General features: G+C 35.2%; 16 protein-coding genes. 10 read left to right on the forward strand and 6 right to left on the reverse strand.

From position 1 onward, the window contains the following. Position 1: 1 nt before the first annotated feature. Both DD649_RS03730 and DD649_RS03735 read right to left on the reverse strand, forming a co-directional pair. A complete protein-coding gene (locus DD649_RS03730) occupies positions 2-1,432 on the reverse strand; it encodes a Na+/H+ antiporter NhaC family protein (RefSeq protein WP_294103743.1) in 1,431 nt (476 codons plus the stop codon). Between the two features lie 228 nt (positions 1,433-1,660). After that, positions 1,661-2,203, reverse strand: a complete 543-nt coding sequence (locus DD649_RS03735; RefSeq protein ID WP_294103745.1) for a GNAT family N-acetyltransferase — start codon at positions 2,201-2,203, stop codon at positions 1,661-1,663. A 170-nt stretch (positions 2,204-2,373) separates the two neighbouring features. Between DD649_RS03735 and DD649_RS03740 the strand changes: the two genes are divergently transcribed. After that, complete coding sequence (locus tag DD649_RS03740) at positions 2,374-3,210, forward strand: helix-turn-helix domain-containing protein (protein WP_336429125.1); 837 nt, start codon at positions 2,374-2,376, stop codon at positions 3,208-3,210. A 26-nt stretch (positions 3,211-3,236) separates the two neighbouring features. On the opposite strand, the gene DD649_RS03745 is transcribed toward DD649_RS03740, so the two are convergent. After that, the gene (locus tag DD649_RS03745) at positions 3,237-4,136 is read right to left on the reverse strand and encodes a LysR family transcriptional regulator (protein WP_294103749.1); all 900 of its coding nucleotides are present in this window, start codon (positions 4,134-4,136) and stop codon (positions 3,237-3,239) included. Between the two features lie 116 nt (positions 4,137-4,252). Between DD649_RS03745 and DD649_RS03750 the strand changes: the two genes are divergently transcribed. From DD649_RS03750 to DD649_RS03770, 5 genes are all read left to right on the forward strand, one after another. Continuing rightward, the gene (locus DD649_RS03750) at positions 4,253-5,437 is read left to right on the forward strand and encodes an MFS transporter (protein ID WP_294103751.1); all 1,185 of its coding nucleotides are present in this window, start codon (positions 4,253-4,255) and stop codon (positions 5,435-5,437) included. A 242-nt stretch (positions 5,438-5,679) separates the two neighbouring features. After that, entirely contained in the window at positions 5,680-6,744 is a 1,065-nt protein-coding gene (gene ada / locus DD649_RS03755) for a bifunctional DNA-binding transcriptional regulator/O6-methylguanine-DNA methyltransferase Ada (RefSeq protein WP_294103753.1), read from the forward strand. 143 nt (positions 6,745-6,887) lie between these two features. Beyond that, positions 6,888-8,135, forward strand: coding sequence for an adenosylhomocysteinase (locus DD649_RS03760; protein WP_294103754.1), 1,248 nt, complete (start codon positions 6,888-6,890; stop codon positions 8,133-8,135). Positions 8,136-8,152: 17 nt separating this feature from the next. Further along, a complete protein-coding gene (locus tag DD649_RS03765; RefSeq protein ID WP_294103756.1) occupies positions 8,153-9,421 on the forward strand; it encodes a nucleoside transporter C-terminal domain-containing protein in 1,269 nt (422 codons plus the stop codon). 16 nt (positions 9,422-9,437) lie between these two features. Continuing rightward, on the forward strand, positions 9,438-10,097 hold the full coding sequence (locus DD649_RS03770) for a Crp/Fnr family transcriptional regulator (RefSeq protein WP_294103759.1): 660 nt from the start codon (positions 9,438-9,440) through the stop codon (positions 10,095-10,097). On the opposite strand, the gene DD649_RS03775 is transcribed toward DD649_RS03770, so the two are convergent. Beyond that, positions 10,086-10,697 (reverse strand): TetR/AcrR family transcriptional regulator, encoded by a 612-nt coding sequence (locus tag DD649_RS03775; RefSeq protein WP_336429132.1) that lies wholly within the window; start codon positions 10,695-10,697, stop codon positions 10,086-10,088. The two genes, DD649_RS03770 and DD649_RS03775, sit on opposite strands and share 12 nt — an antisense overlap. 86 nt (positions 10,698-10,783) lie before the next feature. On the opposite strand from DD649_RS03775, the gene DD649_RS03780 reads away from it, so the two are divergent. Together DD649_RS03780 and DD649_RS03785 are read left to right on the forward strand one after the other, a co-directional pair. After that, entirely contained in the window at positions 10,784-11,545 is a 762-nt protein-coding gene (locus DD649_RS03780; RefSeq protein WP_294103763.1) for a DJ-1/PfpI family protein, read from the forward strand. A gap of 476 nt (positions 11,546-12,021) precedes the next feature. Beyond that, positions 12,022-13,428, forward strand: a complete 1,407-nt coding sequence (locus DD649_RS03785; RefSeq protein WP_294103765.1) for a PLP-dependent aminotransferase family protein — start codon at positions 12,022-12,024, stop codon at positions 13,426-13,428. 110 nt (positions 13,429-13,538) lie between these two features. On the opposite strand, the gene ydeE is transcribed toward DD649_RS03785, so the two are convergent. Further along, complete coding sequence (gene ydeE / locus DD649_RS03790; protein ID WP_294103767.1) at positions 13,539-14,732, reverse strand: efflux MFS transporter YdeE; 1,194 nt, start codon at positions 14,730-14,732, stop codon at positions 13,539-13,541. A 274-nt stretch (positions 14,733-15,006) separates the two neighbouring features. After that, positions 15,007-15,813, reverse strand: a complete 807-nt coding sequence (locus DD649_RS03795; RefSeq protein WP_294103769.1) for a helix-turn-helix transcriptional regulator — start codon at positions 15,811-15,813, stop codon at positions 15,007-15,009. A 100-nt stretch (positions 15,814-15,913) separates the two neighbouring features. On the opposite strand from DD649_RS03795, the gene DD649_RS03800 reads away from it, so the two are divergent. Next, complete coding sequence (locus DD649_RS03800; RefSeq protein ID WP_294103771.1) at positions 15,914-17,308, forward strand: MFS transporter; 1,395 nt, start codon at positions 15,914-15,916, stop codon at positions 17,306-17,308. Between the two features lie 201 nt (positions 17,309-17,509). Beyond that, positions 17,510-19,696 (forward strand): C80 family cysteine peptidase, encoded by a 2,187-nt coding sequence (locus tag DD649_RS03805; protein ID WP_294103773.1) that lies wholly within the window; start codon positions 17,510-17,512, stop codon positions 19,694-19,696. The last annotated feature ends 55 nt before the right edge of the window (positions 19,697-19,751 follow it).

Genomic DNA, 19,751 nt, shown 5'->3' on the forward strand with positions numbered 1-19,751 from the left:
ATTAATAGGTAAATCCTAAATAAAGGTAAATAGTGAGAACAATACTCGCAGTGACTAATGCATAAGGCATTTGGGTTCGAATATGTTCAATATGATCGCAATCTGTTGCCATTGAAGCGACAATTGCGTCCGCTGAAATAGGTGAGGTCATATCGCCAAATATCGAGCCGGAAATAGCTGCGCCAATCATATATTCAACTGGCATACCGACGGATAGGCCTAGTTGAACACCAATTGGGATCATAATTGCAAAAGTACCCCATGATGTACCGGTTGCCAGTGACATAATTGCACTAATAATAAAAATAAAGCCAATTGAAAAACCGGGTGCCATAACGCCTTGAGTAACTTCAGCAATGTATGCGCCGGTATTTAATTCAGCGGAAACATTTCCCATCAAAAACGCAAGGATCATGATTGAACTAATTTTTAGCATATTGGCATAGCCAATAAATAGTTCCTTGAAGAAGTTATCGATATTTAATAAGCGGCGACCAATAAACCAGCAGAAAGAAACAGCTGTACCAAACATAACTCCCCAATAAACAGAAGTTGAGCCACTACCTTTGGTAAAATCACCATCGCCTGTAATATATAACGCAATAGGGACCATTAAAACGGTGGATAGAATAGGAATGAAGAAATTTAAAACCGAGTAGGCGTGAGGGTGTTCAATAATATCGTCTTCATCAGCATTGTGTTGGCTAGACAGTGTAATATTACCCGCTACGAAACTCTCTTGGTATTTTACTTCGGCCTTTTTCATTGGGCCCCAACTTATATTGGTTAACACATAAAAAAGAATGGTAGCTAAAGATAGCCAAGCCATTAAATTATAACCAATCGATTTAATTAATATATCAAAAGGCTCGCCAGTAATAAGTCCTTGAGATATTTGCACGCCTATTAAACCCATGATCACAGCTCCCCAACCATTAATAACAGCAGAGGAACAAACTGAAACACATGCAGTTTGAATAATATATGACATTTTTTCTGGGGCGACGCCATATTGTCTCGCTAAATTTTTGGTTGAAGCGCCAGCAACGAGTTGGTTGATTGAGCTTTCAATAAAAATTAATGAGGTAATTAAAATGGCTAACAATTGAGTTGTAACACGGTTTTTGATGAGATTAGTTTTATTGGTTAATAACTGAACCAGTGCGCGAACACCACCAGTGACAACCACTAATCGCATTAAACCTCCTATCATTACCATAAATACAATTGTTCTAGTATTACCGGCAGAAGAAAAAGTATCGATAATGCCATCTACTGTACCTTTAACACCTAACAAAATATTGTGGTCGTTAATCACTGTAAAACCGACAAAGATCCCTAACATTAAGGAAAGCATCACTTGGCGAGTTAATATTGCCAAAAGGATGGTGACAATGGGGGTTATAATTGTCCAAATTCCATAGTCGTGCATGTGTTTACCTGTTGATTATTTTAAGAGATATTTTGATATTACTATTTATAATTATTGAAAAATCATAGCATTAATGCGAGGTCTATAGAAAGACTTTATACAAAATGTAGCGTATTGTGGCAAAAATTATGAGGGTAAACAATTTAAGTTATGTAAGGGAAGTGATATAGGAAGGAAAAAAGCCACCGTAAAATGGCTTTGAGCTTAAAAATAAATCAATAGTAATAATTATTTTGAATTGAGCCACTCACTGTAAGTTATACGGCTAATATTTTGGGTTTTAGTTTCATCAATCAATTCGATAAACTGTGGTTCAAGTGTGATGTAATATTTGAAACCACATTTTTCTTGAGCAATTTTTGATTGTTGGTTTTCCTGAAAATAACCGCACCATAAGTTATCTAATTTTAAATTTTTAAAGCCATGACGTATTATTTCGCATATCGCTTCAGGAATTAAGCCTTTTCCCCAATGCGGAACACCAATCCAATAGCTGACTTCTGCATCATTAGCACCGATAGGAAAATTACTATCTTGACTCATAGAGAGGCCAATTAACCCTATAGCTAAATTATCCTCTTTCAAGGTAACTGCATAAACTTCATCACGCATAAAAATAGTTCGAATAATTTCAGCGCTTTGTTTTACGCTTTGATGTGGCGGCCAACCAGCAATGGGACCAATTTGAGGATCTTTAGCATACAAATATAAATTTTCAGCATCAGTTTCTTGCCATGGGCGCAGTACTAACCTATCGGTGTAGAGAATCATATAATGGTTTCCTTATTAATTAGGTATTATTTAATTGTTCATCTCTATTTTAGGTATTTTATTGCAGTATATAAGTGCAAAACCTTGCTGGTTTGGGTACTTTTAACAACTAATGATATGATTTATTGATGAGGATGCATTAGGAGGATGCATTAGAAAGAGGAAAATGTATGTTAAGGTGTTACAAGCATCAGTTCCATGTGCCAAAAGTGATTAGTATTGGTCAATCGTCATTGGATGAGTTGCAAGGAATACCGCTTTCGTTAGCGTATGTTACCATTATTATCTGTAAACAAGGTTATGCAATTTTTAATATCAATTTTAAAAACTATATTGTTCGTAAAAATGATATCGTGATTTTATATGATGATACCTTCGCTATACTGCAACAAAAATCACAGCATTTTCTTGTAGACTATTTATTGTTGGATAAGAACTTCTCCACAGATATTGCATTTCAATTACCTAATTTTTTATTTGCTTTCTTTAATAAGCAACCTGTTATTAAGATTCTAAATAATAAAATAGAAATGTTGTCTCAATGGCAGAATTTAATGATGTATATTGTTAAAGAAAAAAAAGAATACTGGTTATTACAGTTACGTAACCATATGCAAAATTTATTTTTAGAAATTGCGAATAACACTAAGCAACTAGATGTAAAACAACATGAAGGTTATAGCAGAAAAACACAGCTATGCTGGCGTTTCTGGGATTTAATTACGCAACATAGTAAGGTACATCGAGATGTTCAGTTTTATGCTGAAAAATTATCAATTACACCATTTTACTTGTCTCAAATAACCCAAAATTTTTTTAAAGACTCACCTAAGGTTTTAATCGATAGGCAGGTGATATTAGAAATAAAAGCACTACTTGAGATTGAGACATTATCAATAAAGGAAATTGCTGTACGACTAAATTTTGAAGATACTTCATATTTATGTCGTTATTTCAAACGGCATACAGGTATTACTCTATCGGGTTTTAAAAAACAGAGAAGGTGATGATAGCTCAGGTAATTTATCATTTTTTAGCTTTGCTCAATTTTTTTTGAATACTTTTTCACAAAATCAATAAAACAGCGGAGTCGTGGTGAAACAGCTTGATTTCGATAATAAACAGCATTAATAGCTTGTTTCATCACGATAGTTTCATTTCCAAGTACTTGAACAAGTTGACCTTGAGCAAAAGCATCCATAGTAACAAAATCAGCTGAACATAAAATTCCACTTCCTTGAACAGCAAGGTGAAAAAGTATTTCACCACTTGCAGCGGCAATATCGGGTGTAATTTTTAATAATTCGTTAGCACTGTTTTTTATTGGCCAAGTATTTAAAGAATCGGGATGTGTAAAGCCTAATAAACAATGTTGTTTGAGTTGTTCAACGTTCTGTGGAATACCATGTTTTTCAAGATAAGAAGGGCTAGCAACTAATCGTTGTTGGCTATAACCTAATAAGGTTGCATTTAATGATGAATCTTTTAACGTACCGATTCTAAACGCAACATCTATTTTTTTTTCTAATAAATTAGTGACGCCTTCATAGTTGTTTATTTCTAACTCAACTTGTGGATAACGTTCATGAAATATAGGTATTAAAGGGGCTATGACATGCGTGACAAAAGGTGTTGAAGCATCAATGCGCAATTTACCTGAAGGAATTGATTGACGAGCAGAGAGCATTTCTTCAGCTTCTTGTGCTAGGTTAATTATCTCTCTCGCTTTTTGCAAAAATGCAGCACCTTCTTCACTGAGTTTAATCTTCCGTGTAGTTCGGTAAATTAAAGTTGTTTCCATTTTTTCTTCTAAGCGTAACAGAGCGCGACTTACGGTTGATATCGTCATTCCTTGTTGTTCTGCTGCTGCGGTTATTGAACCGCTATCTATCACACTAATAAATGCTTGTAGTTCTTCAAATGTAATTTTCATTATTGCATTTCCGGCAAAAGTTATTTCCACCATAACGGCTTTTTCATTGCCATACAATATGAAAAAATCAGCCACATCAATTTAGTTGAATGGTTTATTTAAAATAGGGTTGTTAGATGAAGATTAATACTGCACTTTTAGCGTTATCAATAGGTGCTTTCGCTATTGGAGCGACTGAATTCTCTCCAATGGGTATGCTGCCATATATTGCAGAAAATATACATGTTGATATTCCATCAGCAGGTTCAATTGTTGTGATTTATGCATTAGGCGTCATGATTGGTGCGCCTATTATGACATTATTGTTAGTCAAAAGACGGCCTAAAGTTGCTTTGATTTTTTTAATGTCTATTTTTACAGTTGGTAATCTACTTTCAGCAGCATCTCCCGATTTGGTGACGCTGTCACTTTCAAGATTTGTAACCAGTTTAAATCATGGCGCATTTTTTGGTATAGGGGCTATCGTTGCGGCAAGTGTCGTTCCACCAGGTAAACAAGCGAGCGCCATTGCTGCGATGTTTATGGGGCTAACAATTGCTAATGTCGGCGGTGTACCATTAATGACAAAATTAACCCAAGCTGTGGGCTGGCGAGAAGCGTTCTATTTAATCTCAGCACTCGGATTAGTTACTATAGTTGGCTTAGTGCTTGCTTTACCCAATAATTTGCAAGGTCGTGAGGTCAATGTGCGAAATGAGTTACGTATTTTGCGCAAACCAGAAGTTTTGTTAGGTATGCTTGCAACTGTATTAGGCGCAAGTGCAATGTTTACCTTATATACATACATTACACCTATGTTAATGCAATTTATTCATGCATCTGATCAGATGATTACGGTTATGTTAGTCATTATTGGTATTGGTTTTACTATAGGTAATTATATTGGTGGCTTATTTGCTGATAAATCACTGTATGGTACTTTGTTGGCACTTTTCATTCTACTTGCCGTAAGTATGGCTGTTTTCCCATTTATTGCGGTTAATGCAGTAGGCGCAGGTATAGGTCTGGCATTTTGGAGTATATTTAGTTTTGGCTTAGTACCACCAATTCAGATATTAGTAATGAATGCAGCTCCTGGAGCGCAAGCTTTAGCATCATCAGTAAACATTGGGGCATTTAACTTAGGTAATGCCATTGGTGCTGCGATTGGTGCTGCTGTATTGTCTTATGGCTCTAGCTATACCATGATTAGTTTTATGGGGACGATTGTTGCAAGCCTTGGTGTTGCTATTATTTTACTTATTATTCGCAGAAATTCTAAAACAAAAGGTGTAACAAACGCAGTTTGTGCTTGTAACTAACGATAATAAACAGATCTGAAATTAATGGACCTTTTTATCTTGATAACCTTAGCTTATCATCAAATAAAAAGGTCTTTTTTATTTGTTTTTTGTCTATTCACTATAGTATTTATTATCTAATAATTTTTGGTTTTAAGCTGGCGCATTACACTGGGTAATCGAATTAAAAAGCAAGAGATGGAGTTTGTTGTTTTACATTGAGTTGGATAATGAAAATAACAAAACTAGCAAGGAGTTTTATTATGACAATTCAAAATATGTGGTTAACCGATGAACAACGTTGGCAAGCGATTGTTGAGCGTAATAAAGCCGCTGATGGCTATTTTATTTATGGTGTAAAAACATCGCTTATTTATAATCATCCATCAGTTGCAGGGCGATTGCCTAATCGAAATAATGTAAAGTTTTTTGATAATGAACAACAAGCATTGGATGAAGGCTATCGTTCAGGGAAGCGTAGCCGTTATGAAACATCTCAATTGACGCAGTTCTATCAAGAGAAAATAGAACAAGCTTGCCGCTATATAGAACAAAACGAAATGTCTTTAAAATTATCTGAACTTGCGGATCATGTTGGTATCAGCCGTTTTCATTTTCATCGATTATTTAAATCACAAACAGGCTTAACACCAAAGGCTTATGCAGATGCTTTTCGCCATAAGAAAATGCGTCAACAATTACAACAAAAAAATAGTATCACTGATGCTATTTATGATGTGGGATACAGTTCAACTAGTCGGTTCTATGAAACATCGACTCAACGATTGGGTATGACCCCCAAAAATTGGAAGGCGGGTGGAGATGGTACTAAAATTTACTTCGCGCTTGCAGTTTGCTCTCTCGGAAATGTACTTATTGCTCAAAGTCCGATTGGTGTGTGTGCAATTTTTTTAGGTGATGACCCTGAACAGTTGTTACGAGATTTGCAGGATAAATTTCCACAGGCTGAACTCATGGGGGGAGATGCTGAATTTGAACAACTCATTGCGCATGTTATCGGTTTTATTGAAGCACCAGAAATTGGTTTCAATATGCCACTGGATATTCGTGGTACCGCCTTTCAACAGCGAGTTTGGCAAGTGTTGAGAGGTATTCCTGTAGGACAAACTGTTAGTTATAGGGATGTTGCTGAAAAAATGGGACAACCTAAAGCCGTACGCGCGGTTGCGAGTGCTTGTGCTGCCAATATGTTAGCTGTCGCCATTCCATGTCATCGTGTCGTGAGAAATGATGGGGCACTGTCAGGATATCGTTGGGGAATTGATCGGAAACGAGCACTTTTACTCAAAGAATCCATGGATAAATAATCAGAAACAATATTTACTTGTAATAACTATATCTTGTTAACACTATTTCAACCTGAAATGGGCAATTGACCTATTGTGGCTAAGATTCCTTTTGTATGTTCAATGTCATTAATTTGATTAGAACTTATTTTAAGGAATTCATGATGGTGACTAGTATCTATAAAGACCTCGCATTAGCCCCCGCTGGAGAGCAAAAAATCGCATGGGTAAAATCTCATATGCCTTTATTGCGTGCATTAGAAACACGTTTTATTAAAGAAAAACCTTTTTCGGGAAAGCGTATTGCACTTTCTATTCACTTAGAAGCAAAAACAGCCTATTTAGCTCAAGTATTAGTTTCTGGCGGAGCAAAAGTGTCTGTCACTGGCAGTAATCCCATGTCGACTAAAGACGATGTTGTTGCTGCTCTGGTCAAATGTGGCATCAATACTTTTGCAATTCATGGTGCAAGTGCTGAAGAATATCAACAATTTGTAAAAGAAACATTAGCCTGTGAGCCTCATATCGTCATTGATGATGGAGGTGATTTAGTGCACGAATTGCATAGCGTATACCCTGAATATGCGCACCATGTGATTGGCGCCTGTGAAGAAACAACCACTGGTGTATTAAGAGCAATTGCACGTGAGAAAAATAATGAACTGAATTTTCCGGTGATTTCTATTAATGGTGCGCAATCCAAACATCTTTTCGATAACCGATATGGTACGGGGCAGTCTACATTCGATGGCATCATGCGAACAACTAATCTTGTGATTGCAGGGAAAAAAGTTGTCGTTGCAGGTTATGGCTGGTGCGGGAAAGGCTGTGCTATGCGAGCCAAAGGCTTAGGTGCGGAAGTCATTATTACTGAAATTGATCCAATTAAAGGTCTAGAAGCAAAAATGGACGGCTTTGGTGTCATGACAATGGAAGACGCTGCTCTTGTGGGGGATATTTTTGTAACTGCGACAGGCTGTTGTGATGTGTTGACTGCTGTACATTTTAATTTAATGAAAGAAGGGGCGATCATTTGTAATACAGGTCACTTTGAAGATGAAATAAATTTAAAAGACTTACAAACTATTAATGTCGGAACATTTGAAGCCCGTGAAAATATTGATGCTTATCGTTTAGAAAATGGACGTACTCTTTATTTACTTGGACGCGGCGCATTGATCAATATTGCTTGTGCTGATGGTCATCCTGCTGAAATTATGGATATGAGTTTTGCATTGCAAGCACTAGGAGCTGAATATTTAATTAAGCATACTTTAGATAGAAAGCTGTACGCGGTTTCGGATGAGATAGACCGTGAGGTTGCCCGCCTTAAATTACAGGATATGGGTATTTCTTTAGAAACACTTAGTGACAAACAATACCAGTATTTGAACGCCTTTGAACTGAAATAACCAGCCGGAGGACGTTAATGTCAACACTTAATAGTTTGTTAGGAATGGTGGTAATACTTTTTATCGCCTTCCTTTGCTCTAATAACCGCCGCAAGATAAACTTGCGACTCGTTTCCATCGCATTAATATTACAAATCACATTTGCATTTTGTATGTTGTATTTACCTACGGGTAAGCAAGTCATGATATGGATGGCAGATAAAGTCACCGCATTATTAGATTATACGCAAGTAGGTACTCAATTTTTACTGGGTGGGTTAGCAACAGATAAGATGTTTGAACTGTTGGGTAATGATGGTTTTATTTTCGTTTTCAAAGTATTACCTGTTCTCATTTTTTTATCTGCGCTATCCGCTTTATTGTTTCATATTGGGATCATGCAAAAACTTATTTTATTAATCGGTGGAGGGTTACATCGTTTATTAGGCTCATCTCGTGCTGAATCAATGTCATCTGCTGCAAACATTTTTCTTGGCGTAACTGAAGCACCATTAGTTATTCGCCCATACTTAAAGCATTTATCGTCATCAGAGTTTTTTACAATTTTAGTCGGTGGAATAGCATCTATTGCAGGAACGGTATTACTAGGTTATGCACAATATGGTGTGAAAATTGAATATTTATTAGCAGCTTCTTTTATGTCTGCACCGGCAGGATTACTGTTTGCAAAATTGTTTTATCCAGAAATAGGGGTAACGAGTGATAAATTTACAACTGGCGACTCCATGCGTGGGCAGAAATCAGAATACCGTAACGGCATTGATGCGGTAACCCAAGGTGCGAGTACTGGTGTGACAATGGCACTTAACATTGCGGGTATGTTATTGGCATTGTTAGCAATTATCGCTATGTTCGATGGTCTCATGATGTGGGCAACGAGTTTCACTGGTTATGAAGTTTCTCTCACACAATTAATTGGTTGGTTATTTTCACCTGTAGCTTGGTTATTAGGGGTTGATTGGGCTGAGGCTCAATTTGCAGGGCAATTATTAGGTCAAAAGGTCTTATTCAATGAATTTATTGCTTATGCTAATCTACAACCCTATTTAGATGGTGGAATTTTACCCGCTACAGGTGAAGCATTAAGCGTGAAAACGCAAGTCATCTTATCTTTTGCATTATGTGGTTTTACCAACATTGGTACAATTGGTATCGCAATTGGCGGAATAGGCGCAATGTGCCCAGAGCGTCGTGGCGAATTAACCAGTATTGCATTTAAAGCCTTTGGCGCTGCAATATTGGCTAACTTGATGAATGGTGCGATTGCTGGATTAATTTTAGGATAATAACTGAGGTGGCAAAATGATAGATGAAACGCCTTTTCGCGAGTTGTGGTTAAAATTCAGTGAACAAGAGCTATTGCCCAATGTTGATTGGTTATTTCGTCATGCGCCGCCGTCAGTTAAAAATACTTTCTGCACCATCCATCTGCAAGAAGGATATAAATTGATTCATCAGGGTACGGAGAATCAGTTTGTTTATATTATTATTGAAGGTGAGTTTGTGGTGAACAAACTTGCGGGTAATGGTAAAGAATTAGCATTAACACTGTGTTATCGCGGTGAATTTTTAGGCGAAATGGAAGCTCTCTGCCAACAAAAACATTATTATTATGATGTAATTGCGCTAACCGATGCTCGTGTTATACGCATTCCATCAAATAGTTTTCTATCATGGGTTTCTCAAGACCATCGCTTGTCTATTTTGCTAAATCGTCAATTATCCAAGCGTTCATTAATTAATGGAGAACAACGATTAATGACAGCGGTAGATTCCATTGAGAAAAACTTACTTTATATTCTAGAACAATTACCTAGTCATCAAATCCGGTTACCTAGAGATACATTGGCCGCAATTTTAGGTACTTCTCGTCGTCATTTAGATAAAGTTTTATTTAGACTAAAAGAACAAGATGTAATTCAACAAGAAGGCCAAGTCATCATATTAAATTCAGATAGTTAATGGCTTAATTAACATGTCGATGGCGCCTTGAGCTACAGCGAATAAATTTGCCTCGGTTTCTCCTGCACGAGCTCTTAATGAAATTGAATGCAGTATTGCAGTGATAAGCTGTGCGGTTAAATCAATATCACAATTTTCTTTTAATTCTCCATCAATTAAAGCTTGCGTAATAGCAAGGGCAACTTGGTTTATTTGTGCCTTAATGACATTGGCTAAGTGCTGTTGTACTTCTGGAATATCAACTTCAGCTGAGGCAGTAGAAAGGATCATACAACCTAATTGCCCATGTTTCCCAGTATATAATTCAATCCCAACTAAAAAATAGCGTAGTAGTCGTTGCGAAATATCGTCATTGTCATTTTGTTTATTTAGGGCTTCACTATAGCGAGTTCCGGCTATTTTACTGAAATGTTCAATTGCTTTTTCATACATCGCAAATTTGTTTCCAAATGCGCTGTATAAGCTAGGTTTATTCATTTCGGTGGTTAGAACCAAATCATCCATAGAGGTTGCAGTATATCCTTTACGCCAAAATAGTTCTGTAATGTGATTAATCGCAATATCGCTATCGTAGCGACGAGGGCGTCCTTTTCTTTTCATTTTGTACCACTCAGTAAGATAATTATTTACTTATTATTAGATAACTGCCATTATTTTACCATTCGGTATAAAAATAGGGAAGCATAATGAATATTGTGAATGGTATTTATGGTAAAACGACAAAATCTATTATTGAACTTGTTGACGGGGGAAGACGTAACCAATCTACTCCATTGAAAGTAGGCATATTTGTTAGTCCCGGTTTTATGCCAATGGATATCAATGGTGCACAATCTGTTTTTACCATTGCGGCTGCTGAAATTCATTTTATTTGGAAAGAAAAAGAGTTAGTTGAAGGCTATATTGGTTGGCCTACAATGCCAACAATGACGTTTAACGATTGTCCTGATGATCTAGATGTATTAGTTGTAGGGATGGTTCCACCTGAAATCGTTGAAGATATCGAAGTCTTAAACTTTTTTAAGCGCATAGTGCCTAAAACAAAATATGTTATTGCAACATGCTATGGCACATTAGTGCTTGGTGCCGCAGGGTTACTTGTTGGTCGTCGGGCGACGAGTAATTCTAATGTTGTGCCTATGTTAAGTGATCTTGATGCGATTCCAGTTGCTGGAAGCGATGTGATCATCGACGGTAATATTTACACATCGGGTCCTGCTACGGGTTCTTTTGATGCATCGTTATTAGTTTTAGAGCAATTAAAAGATACATCATTTGCACAATTGGTCGAGTTAGCAATTGAATATGACCCAAGACCGCCATTTAAAACGGGTTCTCCATTGCTTGCGGGCACTGAATTAACCGCTATTTCGCAATCATTAACTTCGTCTATTAATCAGCAATATCATCAGTCGGCAATTAAAGGTTTTAATCTGATGAGAAAATAAAATAGTTAATATTAAGTGCCTATTATAGGTATTTTTTCATAATAGGCACTTAGATGAAAAATATTTAAATTTTGTATTAAAGTTAGTGGTTCTTCATTTGTTTTATTTATTATAATGTGCAGTTCCTGCTGAGTAACCTTTAAATATCAATTTAATGAAAGTTATTTTTATCCATTTAAATAATGTTTCATATTTTTTGGCCTTTATATTTTTCATGGCATTTTTTCCTTATATATTTTTTAAGTTTATTTAATAACCAAAACAAAGGTTGGGTTAAAATAAATTTAGTATGAGGCTTGCCACTTGTGTTCTTTTCATATTCCATAAAATATCCTGTTGGTCGGCTAATCTTTAATTAGAATTACATGGTGTAAATATATAAAAAAGTGACAGATGAGTTTTTTTACAAAATACAGATCAAATCAGTCTGTTTTGTATTACAGTACAGATACGGCAAAAAAGTTAAGGGTTTAAGCGTGTTACTGTATAAAAAAATAGCGCAGATGCTACAGGATAAAATTAATCGTGGAGAGTATCTCGGCGGTGAAAAATTGCCATCAGTTAGGGATATTGGTCGAGCTCATGATGTGAGTATCACTACAGCGCAACTGGCTTATCGCGAGTTAGAAAGAGTGCAGTTGATCTACGCGGTACCGAAATCAGGTTATTTTGTCATCCCAGAAAAAACACATGCGCCATTACCTAAAGTTGCTAATTATATACAAAAACCTGTTCAAATAGCGCAATGGAACCCAACAATGGGGTTTTTACGCGTTTCAGAAACGCGGGGTGTGACATCTTTATCTTGTGCAGTACCGAATATTGAAGATAAAAGTCTAGAACCGTTGTGGCAAGAAATGGGCATGATAGCTCGACGTAAGAATTCCTTGACACTTGAGTATGATAGCTTACAAGGCTTAGAAGCGTTACGTGAACAAATCCATATTATTTCGGATGATCGTCAACTATTTACACCTGATGATGTTGTGACAACCACAAGTGGCCATCAATCTTTAGCTATTGCTTTGCAAGCTTGTACACAGGGTAATGACGTTGTCGCTGTTGAATCGCCAGCATTTCCCGGTTTATTACAAACATTATATGGATTAGGGCGTAAAATAATTGAGATTCCGACAGATCCTGAAACTGGAATTAATCTTGATAGACTCGAGGAAGCATTTGAATGTTGGAAAGTAAAAGCCGTTGTGGTGACGCCAACATGCAATAACCCAATGGGTTGTATCATGCCTGAATCTCATAAAAAACGATTGTTAGAGATTGCCATAAAATTCAATGGAACAGTAATAGAAAATGATTGTTTGGCTGGCTTAGCGTATGAGTATCCAAGGCCATCGACAATACAGTCACTTGATAGCGACGGTCATGTGATTTTATGCAGTTCATTTTCGAAAACTGTAGCCCCCGGTACACGTACTGGGTGGATTATCCCTGGAAAATATAAAGAAAAAGTTATGCATTTAAAATACCTTTCCCATTGTTCGGGGGAAGTATTTATGCAGCAGGTAATGGCCAATTTTTTAAAAGAAGGGCACTATTTTTTGCATTTACGCCGAATGCGTCAACATTATAGTGAGTTACAGTGCCAATATAAGGAGTTGGTTGAGAGTCATTTTCCTGCACATACGCGTATATCAAGACCACAAGGTGGATTTTCACTTTGGGTTGAACATTTACCGGTCGATAATCGAAAGCTATTAGATATATTACACCGTAATAAAGTCACGGTCTTGACGGGAGAACATTTTTCTACGGGTGAGTGCTTTGCTAATCACTTGCGTATTAATTATGCGTTACCATTAATTGCAAGAAGACGAAATGCGATTAAAATACTAGGTGAAACATTAAAATTAACAAGTTTATAGAACATTTTTTTTCACTAAAGCAAATGATATTATTTTTTTAATTATTACAATCCCGCTGAGTTTTAATTAATGAGTCCATAGGAAATGGATTCATTAATTAGCGGTGAGTATTAAGATGCTGCTACAATTGATTGTGATTTTCTAACTCTCATTCCATTTAGCATACTTAACCAAGCGAGTACAGTAACAAATATAAGGATAATAAAAATAGAATAAGGGGGTAATTCAGTTAGTACAATCCCAGTTAGCATTGGATTAAATGCCCCACCTAATAATCCGAGTGATTGAGCAGAAAAATAACTCGATTTCATTCCTTCTGGTGCAATACTATCTATTAGCATATATTCACCCGGCGCGTAAATGAGTTCTCCTAAGGTGAAAATAAAGGAAGCTAACGCCCATAAATATAAGTTTTCACCTGCATTCATAAACACCACTAAGCTAACAACAAAAAATAAACTGCCTAACGTCATCAACTTTCTAAGATTATCAGGATTAATACGTTTACCGACAGTATATTGTAAGGTAACAACAACAATCGCATTAACAGGCAATACGACTCCGATAACGGCTTGTGCAAATTCGCTATTTGCTACTGTGATGACATATTGAGAAATCCAAGTAATAAAGGAGCCAAAGACTAAAGAACCAAGAAAAGTCGATAAAATAAACCATGCTAAAACGCGATCATGCAGCATTGCTGCGGGATTCCATACTCTTACTTTACCATCTTCATGTTGTGCAGGTTTGATGCTTTGCACAAAGCGTTGAATAAAAAAGATCGGTATGGTCGCTGAAATTGCAGCAAGCCAGAAAGGTAAGTTGATGCTATACATCAATAACCAGGTTCCAAGTGGCGGACCAATTGTCCACCCGATATTAATAAAAGTATAATTGAGAGAGAAGATTTTGGCCTTAAGCGCGACGGAAAGTGTATCTGCAAAGTAGCCTTTTAAGACAGTTGAGAAAACAGAATAAGAACAATTAACCAAGGAAAAAAATACGACCACTAGCATTGCATTACTCATCAGAGGGATAGCAATAAAACCACTAATAAAAGCCATTATCGCTAATAACATGCAGCGTTTCTTATCAACGCGATCGGCTAAAATACCGAACCCCATACTAAATAAAATACCAATAGTTAAGGCAATACTCATAGCTATGCCAACAATATCAATTGCCATATGATATTCACGGGTAAGATAAATGGCCATAAAAGGCAAAGTAGCACCACGTCCTATCGTTAAAAGAAGAGAGGACACTAGCAATGCACTATTAGATATATTGGACTTTGACCACATAACTCACGACCTAAAATTATAATAGTTGTTATAGAATTAATAAATGCTACTCAAGGAATTTACTGCGGGTAGATATGATAAAATACATAAAAATAATGTCGCAAGAAATGGCTTATTGCCCTTAAAAATAAAAACAATATTTTGATTATGCCAATGTCCCATTAGCCACCAAATATCTGGTTATTGGAGGTCGTCTAAATTTAATTAGCGTAATCTGCTGTCACTATCTGTTTGATTTTTAGTTAAATAAGATGAAAATTAAAAACTAAGCCAATTATTCTATTGTTTCATGTCCTTTCACTGGTATATAAACTATTAAGCGATTACCTTTTTCAATATCAAAGGTGAGCGAACTGTAATCATAGATTTGCTGTTGATTTTGATAGTTGATTTCACGTATGCCAGTACAGGGCTGGTAAATTTCATGTCGATGCCATAAATCGTTAAAAAGAGTTGATTCAGAATTTAGGGTATTAATAAGTTTTTTAATATTAGGGTTATTTTTTGTTCGTGCATAATCTCTACGAAAACTCGCAAGTAATTGCTGAGCAACTAATGGCCATTGGTTAAATCGTGCACGGTAACGTTCATCAATAAACAATAAATAGAGAAAATTACATCGGTGAGATTTTGCTTGTGAAAAATGGAAATAATGATCTGCTTGTGTGTTAAATGCTAATACGTCCCAATGTAAATTTAAGACATAGCAAAGATAATCGTTAGGAAAATCTTTAATCATTCGTGATATTGCAGAGGGAACATTGCTTTCCGTATTTTCAGTCGCAATAGGTTCACGATTTTGTGTTAATAGATATAAGTGTTGGCGCTCAGCACTATTTAAATGTAACGCAGTTGCTAAGCTATCAAGAAATTGGGTTGATACACCAATATCTCGTCCTTGTTCTAACCATGTATACCAAGTTAACCCGACGCCAGCGAGAGTTGCGACTTCTTCACGACGTAACCCTGGCGTTCTTCTACGAGTTGTTCGAGGTAATCCCATAAGTTCAGGGGATAAACTTTCACGCTTATTTTTCAAGAAATCAGCAAGTTCAGGACGAGTTCTTTGTCTATCTTTCATATAGCCTATTGTATTTAGTAATAGTATAAGTAGTTAAATTGTAGCAGGATAATTAATTTATTATAGTCTTCATTTATTGGGCTGTCTAAATGAGAATTATATGAATAAACATCAAGGAATTGCCTTGTTTGTATTGCTGCTTGCAGGTTTCGTGACAATTTTTGATTTATTTGTCGTTAATGTTGCCATTGTGAGCATAGAAAAATCTTTAAATGCTAGTCTTACTGAATTGACATTAATTATTGTAGGATATGAATTAGCTTTTGGCTTATTACTAATCACAGGGGGAAGATTAGGCGATATTTTTGGTAAAAAAACATTGTATCAGGCCGGTATGCTATTTTTTATTCTCTCATCGGTACTTTGTGCTTTAGCACCTACGGCAATGCTATTAGTGATAGCACGATTTATTCAAGGGTTATCATCTGCTATTTTATTTCCACAGGTTTATTCAAGTATCCGCATTAATTTTGATCAGCAGCAAGCCAAAAAGGCTTTTGGTTATTTAGGTATGATGTTAGGGCTTGCCGCGATTGCAGGACAAGCTTTCGGTGGATGGTTAATAACCTTAAATTTGTTTGGATTAAGTTGGAGAACTATTTTTTTAATTAATATTCCAATTGGTATTTTAGCTATCGCTTTATCTCATTACTTATCTGAAGGAGATAAAATTAAGGTCAATTTAGATTGGGTAGGTGTTATTTTATCTAGCAGTGGGATTGGTGTAACACTATTACCTTTTTTAATGCTACCTATTTGGGGGTGGGCTTTAAGTAGTTCTTCCATATTAATTATGGGATTATTGTTGATAGCATTATTTGTTTATTATGAAATTAAATTAGAACAAAAAAGAAAAGTGCCTTTATTGAGCATAAGAATATTGAATAATCGTCCATTTGTGATTGGTCTGTTCATCGTTATGTGCGTTTATGCTACCTCGTCAGCGTTCCCATTGTTGCTATCAATACTATTACAAAATGGGTTAGGGCTGACGCCATTACAGTCAGGTTTAATGTTTGTTCCTGCCAGTATTGGTTTTGTTATTTCCTCTTTCATAACCCCAAGTTGGGTAAACCGATATGGCGATAAAGTTTTATTATGGGGGGCTGTATTATATGGTATTAGTTATATCGTTTTGATGATGAATATAAACGTTACATCATCTTTAATTCATTTCAATAAATTGATATTGAGTTTATTTTTTATCGGATTCACGCAAGGGATGATTATGACTCCAATGCTAAATTTAGTGCTATCAACCGTTCAGATGGAGTCTGCAGGCATGGCTTCTGGTTTTACGGCAACGTTACAACAAATTGGTGCGGCTATTGGTGCAACGGCAGCTTTAGTTATTTTACAATATAAACTACAACATACAGTAAGCAAAATGGCATTTGAGCAACTTAGTAATGCTGTAAGTTTTAGTCTTTTATTTAATGTCATTATGGCATTGTGTGCTGCGGGGCTTCTTTGGTTATTGATAAGGTTAAAATAAAAAATTTAATTAGCTTTAGATATACCTATATTAGCTACTCATAGAGCTAATAATTCGTACAATTTATATTATTAATGATTTTATTTACTTACAATGATAATAAGTCTCAATCTTTATTGTTTTATTTTAATTTAAATAGTTATATGTTATTTTTATTCTAAATGTGAACCATTAGTTATTTAAAATAAAAAGGACTTTTATATGCACAAGGTGAATTTAAAACAAAGTAAAATTAATTTTCAACAGCGAGATATTATCACATATATTCAAAGAAATATGTTTAATAAAGAAATAAAAGAAATATTAGCTAAGGAGGGAGAAAGGAGAGGGATTTCAAATGAAGGTTATTGCTATGGTTTTGTTAAATCATTCCTTCGATATTCTGCCAGTGGTCAAGGGGGAGAATATTTAAATAAGCTAAATACATATATGGATATAATAAATTCTAAAAATAATTCTTCAAATAAAATGACTGAAATCGAGATAGATGCTCAAAAGTATCATGCGAGAGAATCGTTACATAAGTTGATAAAAAATATTGTAAGTGACCAGCAGAGTATTGATAAGTTAGTTAGTATATCTATATTTTATTCGGAAAACGAATATCCAAAAATAACACCCGGAGGAAAATTTAATGAATACATTATAGAAACAATTAATTATAATAAAAAAAATAGTGAATATAGGTTTGATCGTCTTTATGATGATATTAGCAAAAAGCAAATTGATTTAGTAGAGCGTTATTATAGTGCTCTCTTTGAGAGTAAGGATTTTTTTAATACGCCAAAAGGAAAAATGATAGAGTTAGAACCCCAATTCATTACATTAAAAGAATATTTTTCGGATAGGTTGCCAGCATTAAATTACCAATTTTCAGATGATGATGCTGCTATTTTTATAGAAGCTATAATGCTAAAAATAATGGATGATATATCATTGCGTGAAAATGATATGGATAAAAACCATGGTATTATTTACAATGAAGGCTATAGTTCAGATGTAAAGAATAAAAGCTATTCTATTTCACTAGAAAAATTCATGTCCGAAATGAAACTATCAAAAAAAAATAAAAAAACTGTTTTTTATCAATTTAATAGTGAAGCTCATGCGATGGCTATCACAGTAAAATACGAGCCAGTATCGAATAGTTGGGTATATTCATTTTTTGATCCAAATACTGGACTGATGAAATTTCATGATCAAGATGATTTTTTCAATTATCTCAAAGAAAAGGTTAAAACTAACAGTAAAAACTATGAATTTTCTGTTTTAGATAATGGTGACTATGAAGTTAACATAACAGAATTTACAATTGATAAAAATGCTGTAAAGGGTGGTTATTTAACTGATTCATCTACGGAAGATATAGCAAGAACTAAAAATAGATTACTAAGTGAAAGAGCGGTATCCATTTTTTTGGATGTAAATAAAAAATATAAGCTCAGTTATGAAAGCTATGATCCTCAAAATCAGATAATGAGTTTAAAGTTGAATTTTGATGGTAAATTTATAAAGATACACACAAATTGTATTGATGGGGCTGACCTTTATGTGAAATTAAAAAATAATCTTTCATTGCTAAGTAAATTAGAAAATGACATTTTTATAAGTGAAGATAACTACCAATTATTTAATATAGATAATAATGTCGATCTAAGTAAACTTTCTACTGAAACTCGAATAATAGATAAATTATTAGGCAAGCCATTTGATAGGCTAGATGTTGGTTTTAATGATGTCTACCAGAGTTATATTAAAGAGCCACACCCCAAACCTGCAGTTGGGGAGCAAACACCTTTAACGAATTATATTGATAACTGGACAAATCCTTTTGATTCACAAAAAGAATTAAGTGCATTCCCAAAAGAGAATACTAAACTGGTTAATGCCTCAGAATTTGATCATAATGTTGTTATTCAAATTGGCTATGATGATACTATTGGTAGAACAACCGCTAATGCAATGTCGAAACACCCAAATAAAACTACAGTTATACAATTTGATGTTGCAAGCCAACAATGGAAAGTTTTACAGGGTGACTTGGATGCTAAAATATCAGGGAAAATTCGTTGGATTGTAACGGGTCATGGTCAGTATACATATACACAGAAAGAAACTTTGTATGAAGGTAGTACCTCAAAACAATTCTCTGAAGGAATGATTTATTTAAAAAATAGTGTATTAACACAATATCAACCAGATAAAGTCGTATTAATTGGTTGTAATTTAGCACGTGGGGGCGTTAATCAAAATTTCGCATTAAAAACGAGTATTGAATTATCGAAAAATGATTTTAACGTGCCTTTAGTTGCCTATAACCGATTAGTTGGAAATACCATTTCTGGAAAAAAAGTTTTCTGGCCTATTGGACGAGAGGGACATTATTAGAAACGAAAGATCATCGCCTACTTTTTGTTGTTGATAAATTAACTCAACAAGTATT

It is taken from the genome of Providencia sp. (assembly GCF_003533305.1).
Taxonomy (GTDB): domain Bacteria; phylum Pseudomonadota; class Gammaproteobacteria; order Enterobacterales; family Enterobacteriaceae; genus Providencia.